Here is an 18,788-nt window from a genome sequence, read left to right on the forward strand (position 1 = left end):
GACGCAGGAACAGGGCTCACGACCCGAGGAGAACGCACATGTACGTCCGACCCGCCGCCGCGGCCGCCGCCGCATTCCTGGGCTTCACTCTCACCCTGCTGGGCGGGACGGCGTACGCCGCCACCGGTCCCGGATCCGCCACCGGCACGGGAACCGGCACCGGCGCCGGCGCTGGCCGGGCCGCGCTGGGGGGCCCTGTCGTGTACGCCCACCGGGGGGCCTCCGCGTACGCCCCGGAGAACACCCTCGACGCGATCGACCTGGCGATGCAGATGGGCTTCGACTGGGTCGAGAACGACGTGCAGCGCACCAGGGACGGCGTGCTGGTGGTGATCCACGACGACACCCTGGCCCGGACCACCGACGTCGAGCAGCGGTTCCCGAACCGCGCGCCCTGGAAGGTCCAGGACTTCACGGCGGCCGAGATCGCCCTGCTGGACGCGGGCAGCTGGTTCGGCGCCGAGTACGCGGGCGCCTCCGTGCCGACCCTGCGGCAGTACCTCGACCGGGTACAGCGCAACCGGCAGCGACTGCTGCTGGAGATCAAGAAGCCCGAGCTCTACCCCGGGATCGAGGAGCAGACCCTGAAGGTGCTGGACGAGGCCGGCTGGCTCGACGCGCGCCACGTCGCGCAGCGCCTGGTGGTGCAGAGCTTCAGCGCCGACTCCGTGCGCATCGTGCACGGGCTGCGCCCGGACCTGGTGACGGCCTTCCTGGGCACCCCCACCGTGGCGGACCTGCCGCGCTACGCGGAGTTCACCGACCGCATCAACCCGTGGCACACGACGATCTCGGCCGACTGGGTCTCGGCCGTGCACGGCCTGCGCGGCGCCCACGGCAAGGCCATGGAGGTGGACACCTGGATCGTGGACGACGCGGCCACGGCCCGGAAGGTGCAGGCCATGGGCGTGGACGGGATCATCACCAACGCCCCGGACGTGGTCCAGGACGCGGTCGGCGGGTTCTGATCCCCGGCCCCCGTCAGGGCGGGCAGGCAGGCAGGCGATGTGGCCGAGATCCACAACCGTGACCGCTGTGTCGGTGGATGGTCGTACCGTGGACGCGTGGACAGCACCGAGCGGCCCCGCGGGCCGCACCTCGAATGGACCGTCGTCGCCGGCGACGGCGTCCTCGGCGGGCCCCTGCTCCTGGCCGCGACCCCGGAGGGTCTGGTCCGGGTCGAGTTCCATGCCGAGCCGGACCGGGTCGACAGGATGATCGGCCCGCTCGTCTCCCGGCTCGGCGCCGACGCCCGGCGCCCCGCGCCGGGCGAGGAAGCGCTGCTGGCCGAGCCGATACGCCAGCTCACCGCGTATTTCGGGGGGTCGCTGCGCCGCTTCGAGCTGCCGCTGGACTGGCGCCTGAGCTCCGGCTTCAACCGGCAGGTGCTCCAGGAGCTGGACCGCTCCGTGCCCTACGGATCGGTCGTCGGCTACGGGGAGCTGGCAGCCCGCGTCGGACAGCCCGGCGCCGCCCAGGCCGTGGGCAACGCCATGGGCTCGAACCCGCTGCCGCTGGTGGTGGCCTGCCACCGGGTCGTGGAGAACGACGGGGGCATCGGCGGATTCGGCGGCGGGGTGGAGACCAAGCGGCAGCTGCTCGCCCTGGAAGGCGTGCTTCCGCAGCCGCTGTTCTGAACGGGGCCCTGACCTGCGGGCCCGTCCCGCGGACCGGACCGTGGAGCGGCTGCGGACGGGCCGGGCTCCGGCACGGTTCCGCCGGGCGGTAAGGGCTGGCACACTGCGGCGGTGACCACTCCTGCCGCCGCACCCGGCCTCCCTGCGTCCTCCGCGCCCCGTGTCACGCACCCGCGAAGCCGGTGTACGCCGTGACCGCCTCGCCCGGTACCGACCGGCCCGTGCGGCCCCTCGGTCCGCCCGAGCTGGCCCGGCTGCAGCGCCGCACCTCCCGGGTCCTCATGGCCGGGCAGGTCCTCGGCGGCCTCGGCGTGCCGATCAGCATCGCCCTGGCCCCCGTACTCGCCACCGAGGTCAGCGGCACCGAGGCGCTGTCCGGCGTCGCCTCCACCGCCGCGGTGATCGGCACCGCCCTCGTCTCGCTGCCGCTCGCCGCGCTGATGAACGCGCGCGGCCGTCGCCCCGGGCTGGTCCTGGCCTACGGGATCGGCGCCGCCGGAGCGGGCCTGGTCGTCCTCGCCGCCACGATCAAGAGCTTCCCGCTGCTGCTGCTCGGCATGGCCGCCTTCGGCGCCGCCTCCTCCGCCAACCTGCAGGCCCGGTTCGCCGCCGCCGACCTCGCGGCCCCGGACCGCCGTGCCCGGGCCATCTCGGTCGTGGTCTGGGCGTCGACCGTCGGCGCGGTCCTCGGGCCCAACCTGTCCGCACCGGCCAGCCGCAGCTTCGTCGGCACCGCGATACCCGAGACGGCCGGCCCGTTCGTCTGGGCCGCCGCCGTCTTCCTGCTCACCGGCACGCTGATCGCCGTATTCCTGCGCCCCGACCCGCTGCTGACGGCCCGGGCGCTCGCCGCGCCCGAGGAGCAGACCCGCGAAGGGCGCTCGCTGCGGGCCGGCTTCGCCGCCGTGAAGGCCTCGCCGCGGGCCCGGCTCGCCCTGCTCACCGTCGCCGTGTCGCACACCACCATGGTCTCGATCATGGTGATGACCCCGATGGACCTGGGCCACCACGGGGCCGGCCTGGAGCTCATCGGGCTGGTGATCAGCGGTCACATCGCGGGCATGTTCGCCTTCTCCCCCGTGATGGGCTGGCTCGCGGACCGGCTCGGCCGGCTCTCCGTGATCGGACTGGCCGCCGGGCTCCTGTCCCTCGCCGCGCTGCTCGCCGGAACGGCCGGGCCCAGCCACGGCCGGAGCGCGCTCGGCCTCTTCCTGCTCGGTCTCGGCTGGTCCGCCGGGATGGTGTCCGGCTCGGCCCTGCTGACGGACTCGGTGCCGCAGCCCGCGAGGGCCGCCGTACAGGGCCTGAGCGACCTCACGATGAACGCGGCCGCCGGCGTGGGCGGAGCGGCCGCCGGGCTGATCATGTCCGGGGCGGGCTACGGCTGGCTGAATGCCGTCGGCGCCGCGCTGCTGCTGCCGATGGCGGCGCTCGCGCTGTTCACGGCGCGCCGCCACCCCGTGCCCGTGCCGACGGCCGCGTCCACGGCCGCGTCCGCGAAGGGCGTCAGTAGCTGATGTGGTAGGCCTTGCGCAGCGTCTCGTGCACGGTCCAGGTGGTGCGGTCGCCCTCCCGGAGCACGCAGGCGGAGCCGGGGCCGACCTCCAGGGTCCCGCCGCCCTCGACCTCGACGGTGGCGCGGCCGCTGACCACCACGAAGAGCTCGTTCGCCTCGACGTCGGTGACGACACCGGGGGTGATCTGCCAGATCCCGCGCACCTGCTTGCCGTCCGCCGACTCCCACAGGACCTTGCCCGTCACGACGGGCTCGCCGGAGACGATCTGCCCGGGGTCGAGGTCGTCCGCCTCCAGTTCGACGTCCGCCACGGAGACGGAGAAGGAGGCGGGGGCGGCGGAGTGATCACTGGTGCTCATGGCGCGCCAGCCTAGTGCGGCCCGCCCCGCGGCGCGGTGACCACAGCGTCCAGGAACGGCCTGGCCTACGAGTCACCCTGTCCAGTCGGACCGGGGCGCCGGGCGGTGAGGACCGGCTGGAGGAACCCGGTGTCAGCCGGTGCGTGCCAGACCGTCTCGCGCAGGCCGGCCTCCCGGGCGAACCCGGCGGTCCGCTCCTGCGGCAGTGCCCAGTACGCAGCTCTCGACGTCCGTGTGGTCCAGGTGTCACCGGTCGGCAGCAGCTGGAAGAGCTCCACGTCGTACCGCTCCCCGTCGGCGTGCCAGTGCCACAGCTGGAAGGTGATGGTCCGCCCGTCGGGGCCGGTGCGGACGCGCGGGGCCTCGCTCTGCGGGCGGGTCCGGAGCAGTTCGCCATACGGGCGGGTGGAGAGCAGCAGCAGTCCGCCGGGGCGCAGCACCCGCCGGGTTTCGGCCAGCGCGGCGCAGACGTCCTCGGCGGTCAGCAGGTGCGGCAGCGCGTTGTCGGCGCAGACCACGGCGTCGAAGGAGGCGTCCGCGAAGGGCAGGTCCCGCATGTCGGCGACGGCTACGGGCAGGGCGAGCGAGCGCTGTGCGGCCTCGCGGGCGGCGCGGGCCACGGAGGCGGGGCTCAGGTCGGTCCCGGTGACCCGGTGGCCCAGTGCCGCGAGGCCCAGCGCCTGGGTTCCGATGCCGCAGGCGTTGTCGAGCACCGTGTGCGGCCCCGGGCCCAGCGCGGCGGTGAGCAGGGCGTCGAGGGCCCGGCCCTGCCGGGTCACGGACGCGTCCCAGTCCGCGTAGATGAGGTCGTAACGGTCGGCCAGCTCGTCGTAGAAGCCGCGCGTGTCCATGGGGGAACGCTACTCGGACAGGTTGGGACGGGTGTGGCGGGAGGGTGTTTGGGGGCGTCAATCCCGTGCCATGGATGGGGACATGTCACAGCACAGAGCATCTGAGATCCCGGTCCTGTCGGCAGAGGTACGCGAGGCACTCGCCCGGGGGAAGCCCGTGGTGGCCCTGGAGTCGACGATCATCGCGCACGGCCTGCCCCGCCCCCGCAACCTGGCCGTGGGCCTCGAACTGGAGGCCCTGGTCCGCGCGGAGGGCGCGGTTCCGGCGACGATCGCGGTCATGGACGGGGTGGCGTACGCGGGCCTGGACAAGGCGCAGCTGGAGCGGATCGCGGGCGGCGAGGGCGTGCGCAAGCTCGGCCACCGGGATCTGGCGCCCGCGCTGGCGACGGGGGCGACCGGCGCGACGACGGTGTCCGCGACGGCCTTCCTCGCCGCCCGGGGGGGCCTGCGGGTCTTCGCCACGGGCGGACTGGGCGGCGTGCACCGGGAGTGGGCGCAGACGCAGGACGAGTCGGCGGACCTGTCGCTGCTGGCGCGGACGCGGATCACCGTGGTGTGCGCGGGGGTGAAGTCGATCCTGGACGTACCGGGCACGCTGCAGCGGCTGGAGACGCTGGGGGTGGGGGTGCTCGGCTACGGGACGGACCGCTTTCCCGGGTTCTATCTGGCCGACTCGGGCGAGCCGGTGGACTGGACCGTGCACGGGCCCGGGGAGGTCGCCGCGGTGATGGCCGCGCAGGACGCGCTGGGCGGTGCGGACTCGGCACTGCTGGTGGCCAATCCGGTGGCGCGGGAGGAGCAGCTGGATCCCGAGCTGCACGACCGGGTACTGGCGGAGGCGCTCGCAGAGTGCCGCGAGCGCGGGATCACGGGGCAGGCGGTGACGCCGTTCCTACTGGGGTTCCTGGCACGGGCGACGGACGGGGCCTCGCTGGAGGCGAACCTGGCGGCGGTACGCGGCAACGTACGGCTCGGCGCCCGGATCGCGGGGGCCTGGGCGGCGCGGGCATGACCGGGCCGGGGGCGCTGCTCGTCGTCGGGGACGTGGTGACGGACGTGGTGGCCATATATCCGGAGCCGCTGGCTCCGGCCACCGACACGGCGGCCCGCATCCGGACCCTGCCGGGCGGGGCGGGGGCCAACGCGGCCTGCTGGGCGGCCCGTACGGGGACCGCGGAGGTTCGGCTCCTGGCGCGGGTGGGCGCCGAGTCGGCGCGCTGGCACGAGCGGGCACTGGTGGACGCGGGGGTGCGGCCGCGGCTGGTGATCGACACGCAGGAGCCGACCGGGACGGTGGTCGCGCTGGTCGGCAAGGACGCGGAGCGGACGTTCCTGACCGACAGCGGGGCCTCGCTGCGGCTGTGCCCCGCCGACTGGAACCCCTCCCTGCTGGACGGGGCGGCCCATCTCCACCTGTCCGGTTATCTGTTCTTCGCCGACAGCAGCCGTGAGCTGGCCGTGGTCGCGCTGCGGGCGGCCCGGACCCGGGGGGTGCAGGTGAGCGTGGACCCCGCCTCGGCCGGATTCCTGGCCGGCCTCGGGCCGCAGCGCTTCCTGGACGCCGTGGCGGGGGCGGACGTACTGCTGCCGAACGAGGACGAGGCCCGGCTGCTGGCCGGGCTCCCAGAGCCGGCGGGGGTGGCCCGGGCGGCGGCGGAGCTCAGCCGGCGGGTGCCGCTGGTGGTGGTGACCCGCGGCGCGGCCGGGGCGCTGATCGCCGAACGCGGCCGGATCACCGCCGAGGTCGAGGCGGAGCCGGTCGAGGCGGTGGACTCCACGGGCGCCGGGGACGCCTTCACCGGGGGCTTCCTCGCGGCCCGGCTGGAGGGCGCGGACCCGGCCGAGGCCGCCCGCGCCGGGTGCCGGGCCGCGGCCCTGGCGGTCACCCGGCCGGGCGGCCGGCCGTAGGGGGTGTCCTCCTGAGCGGGGGCGGCCCCGACCGGCCCGTCAGCGGCTCCGGATGCCGGTCCAGGCGGGGTGGCGGGGGTCGTCGGCCCGGACCACCGCGTCGGCGGCCGACGCCGGGTCGGTGTCGGCCTCGTAGCGCGCGAAGGCGGGCAGCGTCCAGCGCGCGGACTGCTCGGTGCGGCGGGCGAGCGCGCCGGCGGAGAGCCGGATGTGGACGCTCAGGTCGAAGGGGAACCAGTGGCCCAGCAGCAGCGGGCCGTGCACGAGCAGCACGCCGCCGGGCGGGAGTTCGGCGTAGGGACTGCGGGTCGCCCGGTCGGTCACCGGGTCCCAGAGGTCCGGCAGCACCCGCCCGCTGCCGCCGGGGTCGGTCGGGCCGAAGACCTCCCGCCAGAGCGCGGCCGTGTCGTACCAGCCGCCGAGGTAGGAGTCCACGTCCTGCCGGCCGAACTCGAAGCGGAGGGAGGCCGGCCGCAGGAAACCGTCGGCCGGCACCACCAGGGACGGGCGGCCGCGCAGCCGCAGCGCTTCGGCGAGTTCACCGGCGAGCACGCCGGTCCCGGCGGCGGGGGCGCCGTCGATGCCCACCCGCTGCCAACTGCCCTGCACGGGGGCATGGTCGGGGTCGTCGAGGTGACCGGCGAGCCGCTCGGCCATCCGCTGCCATGTGATCGCTTCCCACTGCACGAGCCCATTGTCAGTGGTGGGCCTTAGCGTTTTTCACGAGGGATCACCGGCCGAAAGGGAGCCGGCGGCGCTGCCTTTGGGGAGAGGTTTGTCATGGCTCGGGAGACGACGTATCTGGAGCTGTCGCAGGACGACGGCGCGGCGCACAAGTTCTACGAGGTGACCGTCGACGGCACGGCCGTGTCCGTGCGGTACGGGCGCATCGGCGCGGACGGCCAGCTGCAGACCTCCGCCTTCCCGAACGCCGAGAAGGCCCGCGCGGCCGCCGCGAAGAAGATCGGGGAGAAGGTCCGCAAGGGGTACGCCCCGGCCGTGCGGGGGCAGCGCGCCGCCCGGTCGGTGACCCGCCGCCAGGTGGCCTCGGCGCCCTCGACGGCGCGGGCGGTGGCTCCGGTGCTGTGGCGCTTCCGGACCGGCTCCTCGGCCTTCGGCATCCATGTGGACGAGGACCGCTGCTGGGTCGGCAACCAGGCGGGCGATGTGTACACGCTGAGCCACGGCGGCGAGGTGCTCGCCCGGTATTCGCTGCCGGACGGGGTGAAGTGCCTGGTGGCGGACGAGTTCTGGATATACGCGGGCTGCGACGACGGCACGGTGTACGACCTGTCGTCGAAGGTGCCGTTCGGGGCCTACGCGATCGCGGCGGACGTGGACATCTACTGGCTCGACATCCACGAGGGCGTGCTGAACGTCTCCGACGCGAACGGCGGCCTGACCGTCATCGACCACGAGGACGAGCACCAGTGGTCGCGGAAGTCCGGCGGGACGGGCGCCTGGATGGTCCGGGCGGACGAGCGGGCGGTCTTCCACGGGCACAGCGGCGGTGTGACGGCGTACGCGGCCGACGGCAGCGGGCAGTTGTGGCACACCAAGACCCCCGGCGGGGTGCTGTTCGGCTGGCAGGAGGACCACGCGGTGTACGCGGGCACGGTCCGCAACACCGTGCAGCGGCTCTCGAAGGCGACGGGGGCGGTGGAGGCCTCCTACGCGTGCGACGCCGCGGTGTACTCGTGCGCGACCTCGCCCGACGGGCGGCACGTCTTCGCCGGCGACTCCTCCTCCTCGGTCTACTGCTTCGACGCCGACGGCCGGCGACTGTGGAAGCTGGGGACGGGCGGCGGGTCGGCACTGTCCATGCAGTACCTGGACGAGCGGCTGTACCTCGTCACCACGGACGGGTCGCTGGTCTGCGTGGACGCGACCGAGCAGGCGATCGCGGCGGCCCAGCAGGGCTCGGTGCCCGCGCCCGTGGACGTGAAGTCGGCGGCTGCGCTCCCGGTGTTCACACCGGCTGCGTCGGCCTCGGCGGTGGCGACGGTCTCGGTGGCCGCGGCGCCGGCCGGCGGTGTGGTGGTGGAGTGCGTCCAGCAGGGCGGCCGGATGCGGGTGCAGGTGGTGTCGGACGGCTTCGAGCCCTCGTGGAACGTCCAGTTCCCGCGCGGGATACGGGAGCCCGGCGCCCGGTACGTGGTCGAGGGGCTGCACGCCGCCTCAGGGGGCTTCTACCGGGTCCGCGGAGAGATACGACGGCTTGTGTGAGCGGCAGGCCGCCTGCGTGGCCCCGGCCGGGGCCGGGGCGGGTATCGCGAAGGGGGTCCCCGCGGGGAGCGCGGGGGTCACGTAGAGCACGACCGGCTCGGTGCCGAGGTTGTGGCCCAGGTGGATGTGCCCTATGCCCGCGGGCTCCACGAAGGTGGTCCCGGTCGTGTGCACCTCGACGGTGCGGTCGTGCAGGACCCGGGTCAGGGTGCCTGCCAGGACCACCGCGTCCAGTCTGACCCGGTGGAAGTGCCAGCCGGTGCAACCGCCCGGCGGTATGACTATCTCCCGGCCAGTCGGGGCCGTGGCGACGCATGCTCCGCCCGGCCGTGCCGTCATCGTCCGCAGCCCACCCATGTGCCCCTCCTCGACGGACCTCCTGCGGTCCACCGCTCCACGGTAAAAGGGCCGCAGGTCATCCAGGAACAGTCGACGAAACATCAGCATGCCTTCTTCACCAGGTGATATGAGGGTCATACAGCGGTATCACATGTCCATGAGCCTGGTGGTTTTTGAGTCGCTGAAGCAGATCCACTGCGCCGACTGCCGGCAGGGCCCGCTCCGGCACCTCGTCCGCGAGGCCGGCGTACCCCGCTGCCTGGACTGTACGGATCTCGGCCATCTCGTCTATCTCCCGCGGGGGGACACGGCGCTCACCCGCCGCTCCCGCGAGGCCAGTTCGCTCTGCGCCGTCGTCGTGCGCTTCAACAAGCGCCGGCACCGCTACGAGCGCCTGGGCCTCCTCGTCGAAGAGGCCGCGCTGGCGCGCGCGGAGCGCGCCTGCCTCGCGGACTCCGAGGCGCGGGCGCGCCGCCGGGAGCGCGACCGGCGGCGGCGTGCGGCCGAGGACATCCGGTTCACGGCGGCCTTCGCCGCGGAGATCGTGCGGCTGTTCCCCGGGTGTCCGGCCGAGCGGGCCGTGGCGATCGCCACCCATGCCTCGGTGCGCGGCAGCCGCCGGGTGGGCCGTACCGCGGCCGGCCGGGCCCTCGACGAACTGGCGGTCTCCGTCGCGGTCCGGGCGGCGGTGCGGCACACCGACACCGAGTACGACGCCCTGCTGATGGCGGGTGTCCCCCGGTTCGCGGCCCGCGCCCGGCTGGCCCCGCGGATCGACGCCGTCCTGGACGGGTGGCGTAAGCCGCCTCCGGGGCAGGCGTCCACGCCCGCTCCGGACCTGTCGGCCTGAGCCCGCTCAGTTGAGGCGGAAGCGGCGGTAGAGGAGCACCCCGCCGAGGAGGAGCGCGCCGCCGCCGGGCAGCAGGTAGCCGACGCCGTCCGACCCGGTGTGGGCGAGTGCCTCGCTGTGCCGCGGCGGGGCGGGCGGCGCCGGGAGCGGGGCCGGGGGCGCGGGCGGGGGCGGGGTCACCGGCTGTTCGACGACCGGCGGCTGGGCGGGCTTGCCGCCCGTGGGCTCCTCGCCGTTGACGGACGTGTTGCCGTGGGAGGAGTTCCCGACGCCGACCACGCTCACCGCGTTACCGCTGATGTTCACGGGGAGGTCGACCGGAAGCTGGAGCCCGTTGCCGGACAGCACTCCCGGAGAATCCTTTCCGCGTCCCTCCGCGACGGCCCCTCCGCCGTTCCCGCCTCCTGGTTTCGCGGGATCCGCGGCGCGTGTACCGGAATGCCCGCCACCGCCCGGTGTCTCGTTGCTACAGCGGTTTCCGGCGGCCGAGTTGAGCACACCGACCACGCTCACGGTGTTCCCGCACGCGTTCACCGGGATGTGCACCGGCAGTTGTACGAGGTTTCCGGACAGCAGCCCCGGCGAGCGCTCGGCCCGGCCACCCGCGTCCGCGTCGGCGTAGGCGAATCCGCCCACACCCGCGACCGCCAGTCCGCCTCCCGCAACCACCGCCGCGATCACACCATTCCGACGACTGTGACGCATCAGTTTCCCTGCCTTCCGGAGGAGTTCGCGGGTGATGTCCCCGCACCGGAAACAACGCTCTGACCCCATTCGGGTTATAGCGCCGGTAGGCATTTCACTCAATCGTGTACTGGGTAGTGGATACTTCATGACCGATCGCCCGCTGCTCCTCCTCGACGTGGACGGCCCCCTCAACCCGTTCCGCTCTCCCCTCGCCGGCCTGCGCGGATACCGGAGCCACCGGATGTGGCCCGACGTCTGGCTCTCCTACCGCGACCCGGAGTCCCGCAAGGCCCGGCGCGGCGCCCGGGTCCGCCTCCACCCCTCCCACGGCGCCCGGCTGCTGGCCCTGCCCTTCGAGCTCACCTGGGCCACCGCCTGGACGCACCAGGCCAACACGATGATCTCCCCGCACATCGGGCTGCCGGGCGACCTCACCGTCGTCGAGTGGCCCGAACTCTTCGCCGATGACCCCGACGGCCTCTCCTGGAAGACCCGCCACCTCCGCGACTGGGCGGCCGGCCGCCCCTTCGCCTGGGTCGACGACATGATCACCCCGAACGACCGCGCCTGGGTCGCCGAACACCATCCGGCCCCGGCCCTCCTGCTGCGCATCCACCCCCGCCACGGCCTGCGCGACCGCGACTTCACCACCCTGACCCGCTGGGCGGAGGACATCAGCCCAGCAGAGCGCTGACCGGGTCCGGGGAGGGCCGGCCGGCCGGCCACCAGTCCTGGTCGCCGTGGCGGTCCTCGTAGGCGTACCAGAGGCCGTCGCGGCCGAGGCGGAGCTGGCGGGTGCGGATCGTCAGGCGGTTGCGGTCGGGGCGGAAGGAGCCCTGGCCGGCGGCGAGCAGGGCCGGGCGGGCCCGGTCGAAGGGGCCTGCCGGCGGGTCCCAGGGCTCTTCGAGGGCGTCGAGGGCCGGGCGTCCGCCCTGGCGCCAGGCCGCGGCGGCCCGGGCGAGATCGGTGGTGGTACGGCCGGTGGCGCGGGCCAGGTCCCGGTACAGGGTGCGGGCCGCGCCCGTGAGCCCCGCCGTGGGGTGCGCGGAAGCCAGCCGGACGGCGTCCTGCCACACGGTGAGCCCGGCGATCGGGTCCTCGCCGGTGGTGAGCAGGGCCAGGGCGCGGGCGGCCGCGTCGGAGGCGAGCTGGTCGAGGGCCAGCGGGTCCGGGGCCGCCGGGTCGGCCGGGTAGGCGGGCGGAAGGCCCACGGCGGCGGGCGCGGGAAGCGGCGCGGGCAGCAGGGGCAGGCTGGTGCGGGCGAGCGCCGCCCGGGCCGGAACGCCGGGGAAGCCGGGTGCCGTGTCCGGCTGTTCGCGCGCGGCGTGGGCGGCGTTGCGGCGGGTCAGCTCGTCGAGCAGCTCCCGCTCGCCCCGGCCGCGCAGGAGCAGCAGGACGAAGGGGTCCTCGTCCAGGAGGCGGGCCGCGCGGTAGCAGAGGGCCGCCGCGTGCTTGCACGGCGGACGCCCGAAGTCCGGGCAGGAGCAGTGCGGGACCAGCTCGCCCGCGCCGGGCAGGACGGCGTCCGCGAGCGACTGCGGGACCTCCCGTTCCAGCAGCGCGGCGAGCGCCGCGGGGTCGGCCGCGACCGTCTCCAGCAGTTCGTCCCACTCCGGGTCCGCGAAGGCGGGCAGGGTCAGCTCGGTGCGGTACGGGCGGGGCCGGCTGCCCCGGACGTAGGCCACGATCCGGCCGGGGGTGACGGTGACCGCGCTGACGTGTCCCCCGTCCGCGTACGTACGCCCCCGGGCCAGGCGGGCCGTGTCGCGGGAGACCTCCTCCAGCGCCGACACCCAGGCCCGGCCCCACCAGCTCACCGCCTCGGCCCCGGCGGGCACGATCTCGAAGGTGCGGCGGCGGTCGTCCCGCGCGGTGATCATCCGGGCCTCCGCAGGGAGACGAGGTCGGCCAGCTCGCGGTCGGTCAGCTCGGTCAGCGCCGACTCGCCGGAACCCAGGACGGCATCCGCCAGGGCCCGCTTCGCCTCCAGCATCTCGGCGATGCGGTCCTCGACGGTGCCCTCGGCGATGATCCGGTGGACCTGTACGGGCTGGGTCTGGCCGATGCGGTAGGCGCGGTCGGTGGCCTGTTCCTCGACGGCCGGGTTCCACCAGCGGTCGAAGTGGATGACGTGCCCGGCCCGGGTGAGGTTCAGCCCGGTGCCCGCCGCCTTCAGGGACAGCAGGAACACGGGGACCTCGCCCGCCTGGAAACGGTCGACGAGCTCCTCACGGCGCGGCACCGGCGTCCCGCCGTGCAGCAGCTGCGAGCTGATCCCGCGGGCCTGCAGGTGCCGTTCGATCAGGCGGGCCATCGTCACGTACTGGGTGAAGACCAGCACCGAACCGCCCTCGGCCAGGATCGTGTCCAGCAGCTCGTCCAGCAGGGCGAGTTTGCCCGAGCGGTGCGGGATCCGGGGCTGCTCCTCCTTCAGGTACTGCGCGGGGTGGTTGCAGATCTGCTTGAGCGAGGCCAGCAGCTTCATGATCATGCCGCGCCGTTCCATGCCCTCGCTCGACCCGATCACGGCCATCGACTCGTCCACCGCCGCCTGGTAGAGCGAGGCCTGCTCCCGGGTGAGGGAGACCGGATGGTCGGTCTCCGTCTTCGGCGGCAGCTCGGGCGCGATGCCGGGGTCGGACTTCTTGCGGCGCAGCAGGAACGGCCGCACGAGCGCGGACAGCCGGGCGACCGCCGCCTCGTTGCCGCCGTCCTCCTCCTGCTGGTGCTCCACCGGGCGCGCGTGGCGGGCCCGGAAGGCGGTGAGCGGGCCCAGCAGCCCCGGCGTGGTCCAGTCGAGCAGTGCCCACAGCTCGGAGAGGTTGTTCTCCACCGGGGTACCGGTCAGCGCCACCCGGGCCGGCGCCGGCACCGTGCGCAGCGCCTTCGCGGTCGCCGAATGCGGGTTCTTGACGTGCTGCGCCTCATCGGCGACGACCATGCCCCAGCTCTGTTCGGCGAGCAGGGCGGCGCTGGCGCGCATCGTCCCGTACGTGGTGAGGACGAAGCCGCCCGCGCAGGACGTCAGGTCCTCGGTGCTGCGGCCGTTGCCGTGGAAACGGCGCACGGGCGTGCCGGGGGCGAACTTCTCGATCTCCCGCTGCCAGTTGCCGAGGAGGGACGCGGGACACACCACGAGGGTGGGCTCTGGCCGGTCCCGGTGCAGGTGCAGCGCGATGAGCGTGACGGTCTTGCCGAGGCCCATGTCGTCGGCGAGGCAGCCGCCGAGCCCGAGCGAGGTCATGAGGTCCAGCCAGGCCAGGCCGCGTGCCTGGTAGTCGCGCAGGGTGGCCTTGAGGGCGGCGGGCTGCGGCAGCGGGGCCTGCTCCCGCGTCAGCCGGTCCCGCAGGGCGGCCAGCGCCCCCACCGGCACCGCCTCGACCGTCACGCCGTCGACCTCGGCCGTCCCCGACAGTACGGTGGCCAGCGCGTCGACCGGGTCCAGCACGCCCAGCTCCCGCTTGCGCGCCTTGCGCACCAGCTCCGGATCGACCCGCACCCACCGGTCGCGCAGCCGGACGACGGGGCGGTGCGCCTGGGCCAGCGCGTCCATCTCCCCCGGGGTGAGCCGGTCGCCGCCCAGCGCCAGCTCCCAGGAAAAGGCGAAGAGGTGCTCGGCGTCGAAGAAGGCGGTCCCGTCGGTCGCCGAACCGGGCGCGGTGGACCGAACGACGGCGGTCGCCGACAGCGTACGGGCCAGCTCGCGCGGCCAGTGGACCAGGATCCCGGCGGCGGCCAGCCGGCTCGCGGCCACCCCCAGCAGGTCCTCCAGCTCCGGGTCGGACAGGGCCAGGGCATCGGGCACGGGCTGGTCCAGCAGGCGCAGCAGCGGCGGCCAGACCCGGGCGGCCCGGCGCAGCGCGAGCACGGCGTCGATCCGGGCTCGCGGGCCGAACCCGGCCGCCGCCGTGCCCGCCCACAGCTGCCCGGCGTCGGTGACCAGGGTCGGGTCGGCGAGGCTGTGCACCTGGACGACGGCGGCTCCGGCGCGCCGGGTGTCGGCGTCCTCGGCCTCGTCGAAGAGCCGGAACGAGGACAGGTCGAGCCGGAGCGAGATCCCGACGCCGGTGTCGGAGCCGGCCGCGACCTGCGCGGCCCAGTCCTGTATCCCGGGCACCCGCTGCGGCTCCCGTGCGGCGAACGGCCGCCCGGCGGCCACGGCCGCGGCCGGGGTGCGGGGCAGGCCGTCGGCGACGGCGTCGAGGAACGCGCGGACCAGTGCCTCCGGTTCGGGCAGCTGGAGCGGGCGGCGCCCGGCCAGGGGCGTCGCGTACCCCTCGTACGGCAGCGCGGCGGCGACCGCGCGCAGGTGGTCGATGTCGGCGGCCTCCAGCGGCCCTGCACGCCAGGCGTCGACGCCCTCGAGGGTGAGCCCGGGGAGGAGCCGGCCACGGGCGGCGAGGGTGAGCGCCTGCCGGGCGGCGGTGCCCCAGGCGCGGGTGGCGGGATGCGCGGCGGGGCTGTGGGGCGCCTGCGCGAGCAGGGGCAGGGCGGATGCGACGGAGAAGGTGACCGCGGGCACGGTCCGGCTGCGGACCCCGTCGCCGTGCGGGCGTACGACGGTGAGCGGCGTCGCCGTGCCCGCCTCGGGCAGGGCGTCCCCGTCGGGCGCCCAGAAGGCGACCCGCCCCTCGCGGGGAACGGCGGCGGGCAGGAAGACCGCGGCGTGGCGCAGCAGCGCGGTGGCCTGCGGCTGCGTGCTCATCGCTGTCCCCCTCCCCCTCGGTCCCCGGTGGTGCCCGTCGGTGTGTCCCTGTGCCGACGAGTCTAGGCGCGGCCACTGACAACCTCCTCTGGCCTGCGGTTCAGCACCCGCGGATCAGCGGGCCCAGCGGCCCTGCTCCGGCGCGTACCCGTACACGGGCCGGCCGGTCGCGGCGCTCGTGCGCAGCGACCGCCCGCCATCGTCGATGCGCAGGGTGCCCGACCCGGACGGGCCGGTCCACCGGAGGTCGAGGTACCAGTCGCAGTCACATCCCGTGGTGGCCGCCTCCACCCGCAGGACGGCCGGTTCAGCCGCCGAGACGCGCAGCGGGAAGGCGGGGGCGGGCAGCGTGCTGCCGCCGTCGTTCCCGGCGACGGGCCGGGCCAGCGGGCGCGGAGCGTCCAGGTTGACGGCGAACGCGGCAGGGGTGAGCCCGCCGCCGCAGCCCTGCGACATCTGGTAGACGTTCCAGGCCGGCGGCTTGCGGCGCGCGGCCACCCGTACTTCGAGGTCCTCCAGGACCACGGCGCCCCCGCCCGTGCCGTGCAGGGTGACCTCCACGATCTGCGTCCCGGCGTGTACGGCGCGCTGCGCCGACGCCCAGGCGGGCGCGTCCGCCTCCACGGGCGGCGGGGGCACCGATCCCGGACCGCGCTCGGACAGGTAGGCGTGATCGCAGCCCGCGGTCCACACGTGTGACCGCACCGCAGCCTTGAGGGGCGCGACCGGGTCCCGGCCCGGGGCCGGCGCCGGCGGTGACGCGGAGGGCTGGACGGGCGCCGGGACCGTCGCCCCGGCCGACCCCGCCGATCCGGTCGGTGGCGTCGGTTCCGGTGTGCCCGTCGCCGCCGGTGCCGGGGCGGACCCCGATCCCGCGGACGTCGGCGCACTCGTGCCCGCACCCGTCCCCGTCCGTGTCCCCGTACTCCCGCCCGCGTGCGGCGCGCCCGGCCCGGGGCCGGTCGCCGCCAGCAGCGCCACGGCCACCGCCCCGGCCGTCACCCCCGCGGCGGCGACCACGGCCGCCCGCCGCCGGTACCAGGCCCCCCGAGCCACCGGCTCCGGCTCGGGCTCCGGCGCCACGACCACAGTCGGCTCAGGCTCAGGCTCAGACTCCGGTTCCGGTTCCGGCTCCGGCCCCGGCACGGGTTCCGGCACGGGCACGGGCTCCGGGGCCGGCACCGCCGCGGCCCCCGCGCGCCGCCGCGCGTCCGCCAGCAGCCAGGCCCGGTGCAGGTCCACCGCCTCCCCCTGCGTCGCCCCGCAGGCCCGGGCAAAGCGGTCCACCACCGCGAACTCCGCCGGCAGCGCCTCCCCGTTGCAGTACCGGTGCAGCGTCGACGTACTCGTGTGCAACCGGCGCGCCAAGGCGCCGTAACTGAGCCCGGCACGCTCCTTCAGCTCCCGCATCAGCCGTGCGAAATTCTCGGCCTCGCTCACGCTCTCCCCCGTTCCGCGTCCCGCGACCGCGTTCCATGCATGAGGTGTTCCCCCAGGTGACGGTGCGTACGGCCGTTCCAGCGTCCCGGATTCGCCGCGATCCGTCGCCCGCCACGCCGTCCGGGGAACAGGCTCGTCAGGCACACACCACCACGACACCCACGGGGAGAACCGACCATGTTCCGACGTTCCGGCACCGCCACCACGCTCACCACCGCACTCGTCGCGGCGGCGGCCGCCCTCGTCCTGACCGCCTCCGCCGGCACCTCCGCCGCAGCCGCCACCGCGCCCGGCTTCCTGGCCGGCACCGACCTTCCGCCGCACCCCACCTCGCCCTGGTATGCCGGCGCGGTCACCAAGGGGCTGCCCGAGTCCGCGCCGTTCTGCCTGGAGGGCGTGCTTCCGGCCGCGGGCAGCTGGCACCGCGTCTTCGGCACCGAGTACGACACCGGCGCCGTGCAGGTCTCCGTACGGTCCGCGTCGCCCGCCGCGGCGGCCAAGCTCGTCGGCGTCCTGGAGCGCAAGGTCGCCGCCTGCGCCGCCGACTGGCTGCGGACGACCCCGGGCGGTACCGCTTCCTGGCAGGACTACGGCACGCTCCCCGTCGAGGAGGGCGCGCACGTCTACGGGGTCCACACCTCCATCCCCGACTCCGAGCCCGGGGTGCACCTGTACGGAATCGGGCGCGACGGCTCCACCGTGACCGTCGTGCAGTGGGGCGAGATGGGCAACCTGTCCCACGCCCCGGTCGACGGCTTCAAGAAGACGACCACCAAGGCCGTGAACAAGCTCAACCCCTGACCGGAGGGGGTGGGACCATGGACATGAGAGGCGATGGCCATGCGTTCCGGAAATGAGCCGGTGACCGCGCGCAGTCCGCTGCGGCTGCGGTTCTGGCTGGGTGTCTGGGGGCTGGTCTGGGCTGCCGCCGGCACGGCCTTGTTCTCGCTGGTGGGCCGCCCCGGATGGGCGGCCGCCTGCGGGGTGCTGGCGGTGGTCGTGGCCGTCGACCTGTTCATGATCGTGCGCCACATCCGCCAGGGGCCCCACTACCAGCCCGGCCCGGACATCCCTCCGTACGAGCCTCCCCGCAGCCGGTGAGTCAGGCGGGGCCGGCTCCGGCCTGGCCCTCCGCGCCCGGGCCCTCCGCGCCCGGGCCCTCCGCGCCCGGGCCCTCTGCGGCCGGGCCCTCGAAACGGGCCGCCGCTAGGTAGTCGGGCTGCGGGTCGAGGGCCGCGGCGAGGCGGAAGTGCTTGCGCGCCTGCTCGGGCCGGCCCGAGCGCTCGAACGTGCGGGCCAGCGCGAAGTGGGCGAAGGCGTTGTCCGGCTCCCGCTCCAGCACCAGCTCGAACTCCAGCTCGGCCGGTCGCAGTTGCGCCGCCGCGAAGAAGGCCCGGGCGCGCAGCAGCCGCGCCGCCGTGTTCTCCGGGTGGGCGGCTATGACCGAGTCGAGCAGCTTGACCGCGCCGCGCGGGTCCCGGGCGGCGAGCAGCTGCTCGGCGGCCCGGTAGTCGATGACGTGGGTTTCCGGGCTGGACGGTGTGGGGCGCGTGGTCTCGGACACGTTCGAAATCCTTCCCTCTCCGGGCGCATTCAACGCCCCCGCCCCACCCGCTATTCCATGCACACGTCAGGCGGCCCCGCCCGCCGCCCGCGCCGTGAGCTCGTCCCACAGGTTGCGCACCTGCGGCTCCAGCGCCTCCAGCGGTCCGTCGTTGTCGATCACGAGGGTGGCCACCGCGAGCCGCTGCTCCCGGGTCGCCTGCGCGGCCATCCGGGCCCGCGCCTCCTCCTCGGCCATCCCGCGCAGCGCGGTCAGCCGCGCCAGCTGCGTCTGCGGCGCCGCGTCCACCACGACGACCAGGTCGTAGAGGGGCGCCAGGCCGTTCTCGGCGAGCAGCGGTACGTCGTGCACCACGATCGCGTCGGCCCCCGCGGCGGCTTCCAGCTCCGCCGACCGGGCCCCCACCAGGGGGTGCACGATCGCGTTGAGGGTCTGGAGCTTCGCCGGGTCCGCGAACACGATGGACCCCAGCTTCGGCCGGTCCAGCGTCCCCTCCGCGGTCAGCACCGACTCCCCGAAGGCCGCCACGACGGCCGCGAGCCCCGGCGTACCGGGCTCCACGACCTCGCGCGCGATCCGATCGGCGTCGACGACGATCGCCCCGTACCCCGCCAGCAGTCGCGAGACCTCGCTCTTGCCGGCACCGATTCCGCCCGTCAGGCCTACTTTCAGCATGCCCCGCAGCATAGGGGGCCCCGCCCGT

Annotated in this window: 20 protein-coding genes; 10 read left to right on the forward strand and 10 right to left on the reverse strand. The window is 75.0% G+C overall.

What is annotated here, in order from left to right:
- The first annotated feature begins 38 nt into the window (after positions 1–38).
- From ACZ4YL_RS16000 to ACZ4YL_RS16010, 3 genes are all read left to right on the forward strand, one after another.
- Positions 39–968, forward strand: coding sequence for a glycerophosphodiester phosphodiesterase (locus ACZ4YL_RS16000; RefSeq protein WP_468116966.1), 930 nt, complete (start codon positions 39–41; stop codon positions 966–968).
- 96 nt (positions 969–1,064) lie between these two features.
- A complete protein-coding gene (locus ACZ4YL_RS16005) occupies positions 1,065–1,637 on the forward strand; it encodes a methylated-DNA--[protein]-cysteine S-methyltransferase (RefSeq protein ID WP_468116968.1) in 573 nt (190 codons plus the stop codon).
- 281 nt (positions 1,638–1,918) lie between these two features.
- Entirely contained in the window at positions 1,919–3,154 is a 1,236-nt protein-coding gene (locus ACZ4YL_RS16010) for an MFS transporter (protein ID WP_468117271.1), read from the forward strand.
- On the opposite strand, the gene ACZ4YL_RS16015 is transcribed toward ACZ4YL_RS16010, so the two are convergent.
- Both ACZ4YL_RS16015 and ACZ4YL_RS16020 read right to left on the reverse strand, forming a co-directional pair.
- Entirely contained in the window at positions 3,144–3,512 is a 369-nt protein-coding gene (locus ACZ4YL_RS16015) for a cupin domain-containing protein (RefSeq protein WP_468116969.1), read from the reverse strand. The two genes, ACZ4YL_RS16010 and ACZ4YL_RS16015, sit on opposite strands and share 11 nt — an antisense overlap.
- Before the next feature lie 65 nt (positions 3,513–3,577).
- Positions 3,578–4,363, reverse strand: coding sequence for a class I SAM-dependent methyltransferase (locus tag ACZ4YL_RS16020; RefSeq protein WP_468116971.1), 786 nt, complete (start codon positions 4,361–4,363; stop codon positions 3,578–3,580).
- Between the two features lie 82 nt (positions 4,364–4,445).
- Here ACZ4YL_RS16020 and ACZ4YL_RS16025 point away from each other — a divergent pair, with 82 nt between their 5' ends.
- Positions 4,446–5,378 carry a pseudouridine-5'-phosphate glycosidase gene (locus ACZ4YL_RS16025; RefSeq protein WP_468116973.1) on the forward strand — a complete coding sequence of 311 codons (933 nt, stop codon included), beginning with the start codon at positions 4,446–4,448 and terminating at the stop codon, positions 5,376–5,378.
- A complete protein-coding gene (locus ACZ4YL_RS16030) occupies positions 5,375–6,274 on the forward strand; it encodes a carbohydrate kinase family protein (RefSeq protein WP_468116975.1) in 900 nt (299 codons plus the stop codon). The genes ACZ4YL_RS16025 and ACZ4YL_RS16030 overlap by 4 nt, the downstream gene beginning before the upstream one ends.
- A 39-nt stretch (positions 6,275–6,313) precedes the next feature.
- On the opposite strand, the gene ACZ4YL_RS16035 is transcribed toward ACZ4YL_RS16030, so the two are convergent.
- The gene (locus ACZ4YL_RS16035) at positions 6,314–6,961 is read right to left on the reverse strand and encodes a nucleoside/nucleotide kinase family protein (RefSeq protein ID WP_468116977.1); all 648 of its coding nucleotides are present in this window, start codon (positions 6,959–6,961) and stop codon (positions 6,314–6,316) included.
- Positions 6,962–7,054: 93 nt separating this feature from the next.
- Here ACZ4YL_RS16035 and ACZ4YL_RS16040 point away from each other — a divergent pair, with 93 nt between their 5' ends.
- Positions 7,055–8,500 carry a WGR domain-containing protein gene (locus tag ACZ4YL_RS16040; protein WP_468116978.1) on the forward strand — a complete coding sequence of 482 codons (1,446 nt, stop codon included), beginning with the start codon at positions 7,055–7,057 and terminating at the stop codon, positions 8,498–8,500.
- On the opposite strand, the gene ACZ4YL_RS16045 is transcribed toward ACZ4YL_RS16040, so the two are convergent.
- The gene (locus tag ACZ4YL_RS16045; protein ID WP_468116980.1) at positions 8,453–8,890 is read right to left on the reverse strand and encodes a cupin domain-containing protein; all 438 of its coding nucleotides are present in this window, start codon (positions 8,888–8,890) and stop codon (positions 8,453–8,455) included. The two genes, ACZ4YL_RS16040 and ACZ4YL_RS16045, sit on opposite strands and share 48 nt — an antisense overlap.
- 106 nt (positions 8,891–8,996) lie before the next feature.
- On the opposite strand from ACZ4YL_RS16045, the gene ACZ4YL_RS16050 reads away from it, so the two are divergent.
- On the forward strand, positions 8,997–9,689 hold the full coding sequence (locus ACZ4YL_RS16050; RefSeq protein WP_468116981.1) for a DUF2293 domain-containing protein: 693 nt from the start codon (positions 8,997–8,999) through the stop codon (positions 9,687–9,689).
- A 6-nt stretch (positions 9,690–9,695) separates the two neighbouring features.
- Here ACZ4YL_RS16050 and ACZ4YL_RS16055 read toward each other — a convergent pair whose 3' ends face one another.
- Positions 9,696–10,358, reverse strand: a complete 663-nt coding sequence (locus ACZ4YL_RS16055; RefSeq protein ID WP_468116982.1) for a chaplin — start codon at positions 10,356–10,358, stop codon at positions 9,696–9,698.
- 163 nt (positions 10,359–10,521) lie between these two features.
- Between ACZ4YL_RS16055 and ACZ4YL_RS16060 the strand changes: the two genes are divergently transcribed.
- Positions 10,522–11,070 (forward strand): hypothetical protein, encoded by a 549-nt coding sequence (locus tag ACZ4YL_RS16060; RefSeq protein WP_468116984.1) that lies wholly within the window; start codon positions 10,522–10,524, stop codon positions 11,068–11,070.
- On the opposite strand, the gene ACZ4YL_RS16065 is transcribed toward ACZ4YL_RS16060, so the two are convergent.
- From ACZ4YL_RS16065 to ACZ4YL_RS16075, 3 genes are all read right to left on the reverse strand, one after another.
- Positions 11,051–12,256 (reverse strand): SWIM zinc finger family protein, encoded by a 1,206-nt coding sequence (locus ACZ4YL_RS16065; protein ID WP_468116985.1) that lies wholly within the window; start codon positions 12,254–12,256, stop codon positions 11,051–11,053. The genes ACZ4YL_RS16060 and ACZ4YL_RS16065 overlap by 20 nt on opposite strands.
- Positions 12,253–15,081, reverse strand: coding sequence for an SNF2-related protein (locus ACZ4YL_RS16070; RefSeq protein ID WP_468116986.1), 2,829 nt, complete (start codon positions 15,079–15,081; stop codon positions 12,253–12,255). Before ACZ4YL_RS16070 ends, ACZ4YL_RS16065 begins: the two co-directional genes overlap by 4 nt.
- 114 nt (positions 15,082–15,195) lie before the next feature.
- Complete coding sequence (locus ACZ4YL_RS16075) at positions 15,196–16,521, reverse strand: helix-turn-helix domain-containing protein (protein ID WP_468116987.1); 1,326 nt, start codon at positions 16,519–16,521, stop codon at positions 15,196–15,198.
- A 177-nt stretch (positions 16,522–16,698) separates the two neighbouring features.
- Here ACZ4YL_RS16075 and ACZ4YL_RS16080 point away from each other — a divergent pair, with 177 nt between their 5' ends.
- Positions 16,699–17,322, forward strand: coding sequence for a hypothetical protein (locus tag ACZ4YL_RS16080; RefSeq protein WP_468116989.1), 624 nt, complete (start codon positions 16,699–16,701; stop codon positions 17,320–17,322).
- A gap of 39 nt (positions 17,323–17,361) precedes the next feature.
- Entirely contained in the window at positions 17,362–17,622 is a 261-nt protein-coding gene (locus ACZ4YL_RS16085) for a DUF6343 family protein (protein ID WP_468116991.1), read from the forward strand.
- Between the two features lies 1 nt (position 17,623).
- On the opposite strand, the gene ACZ4YL_RS16090 is transcribed toward ACZ4YL_RS16085, so the two are convergent.
- On the reverse strand, positions 17,624–18,085 hold the full coding sequence (locus ACZ4YL_RS16090; protein WP_468116993.1) for a tetratricopeptide repeat protein: 462 nt from the start codon (positions 18,083–18,085) through the stop codon (positions 17,624–17,626).
- Positions 18,086–18,151: 66 nt separating this feature from the next.
- Positions 18,152–18,760 (reverse strand): dephospho-CoA kinase, encoded by a 609-nt coding sequence (gene coaE / locus ACZ4YL_RS16095; protein WP_468116995.1) that lies wholly within the window; start codon positions 18,758–18,760, stop codon positions 18,152–18,154.
- Positions 18,761–18,788 lie beyond the last annotated feature (28 nt).

This window comes from Streptomyces sp. NPDC030021, from assembly GCF_055574035.1.

Bases quoted from the DNA above. Each gene is read 5' to 3' on its own strand.
- ACZ4YL_RS16010 (WP_468117271.1), top strand. From the start codon at position 1,919: ATGGCCGGGCAGGTCCTCGGCGGCCTCGGCGTGCCGATCAGCATCGCC.
- ACZ4YL_RS16040 (WP_468116978.1), top strand. From the start codon at position 7,055: ATGGCTCGGGAGACGACGTATCTGGAGCTGTCGCAGGACGACGGCGCG.
- ACZ4YL_RS16020 (WP_468116971.1), bottom strand. From the start codon at position 4,363: ATGGACACGCGCGGCTTCTACGACGAGCTGGCCGACCGTTACGACCTC.
- ACZ4YL_RS16065 (WP_468116985.1), bottom strand. From the start codon at position 12,256: ATGATCACCGCGCGGGACGACCGCCGCCGCACCTTCGAGATCGTGCCC.
- ACZ4YL_RS16060 (WP_468116984.1), top strand. From the start codon at position 10,522: ATGACCGATCGCCCGCTGCTCCTCCTCGACGTGGACGGCCCCCTCAAC.
- ACZ4YL_RS16070 (WP_468116986.1), bottom strand. From the start codon at position 15,081: ATGAGCACGCAGCCGCAGGCCACCGCGCTGCTGCGCCACGCCGCGGTC.
- ACZ4YL_RS16085 (WP_468116991.1), top strand. From the start codon at position 17,362: ATGCGTTCCGGAAATGAGCCGGTGACCGCGCGCAGTCCGCTGCGGCTG.
- ACZ4YL_RS16050 (WP_468116981.1), top strand. From the start codon at position 8,997: ATGAGCCTGGTGGTTTTTGAGTCGCTGAAGCAGATCCACTGCGCCGAC.
- ACZ4YL_RS16000 (WP_468116966.1), top strand. From the start codon at position 39: ATGTACGTCCGACCCGCCGCCGCGGCCGCCGCCGCATTCCTGGGCTTC.
- ACZ4YL_RS16080 (WP_468116989.1), top strand. From the start codon at position 16,699: ATGTTCCGACGTTCCGGCACCGCCACCACGCTCACCACCGCACTCGTC.
- ACZ4YL_RS16030 (WP_468116975.1), top strand. From the start codon at position 5,375: ATGACCGGGCCGGGGGCGCTGCTCGTCGTCGGGGACGTGGTGACGGAC.
- coaE (WP_468116995.1), bottom strand. From the start codon at position 18,760: ATGCTGAAAGTAGGCCTGACGGGCGGAATCGGTGCCGGCAAGAGCGAG.
- ACZ4YL_RS16025 (WP_468116973.1), top strand. From the start codon at position 4,446: ATGTCACAGCACAGAGCATCTGAGATCCCGGTCCTGTCGGCAGAGGTA.
- ACZ4YL_RS16015 (WP_468116969.1), bottom strand. From the start codon at position 3,512: ATGAGCACCAGTGATCACTCCGCCGCCCCCGCCTCCTTCTCCGTCTCC.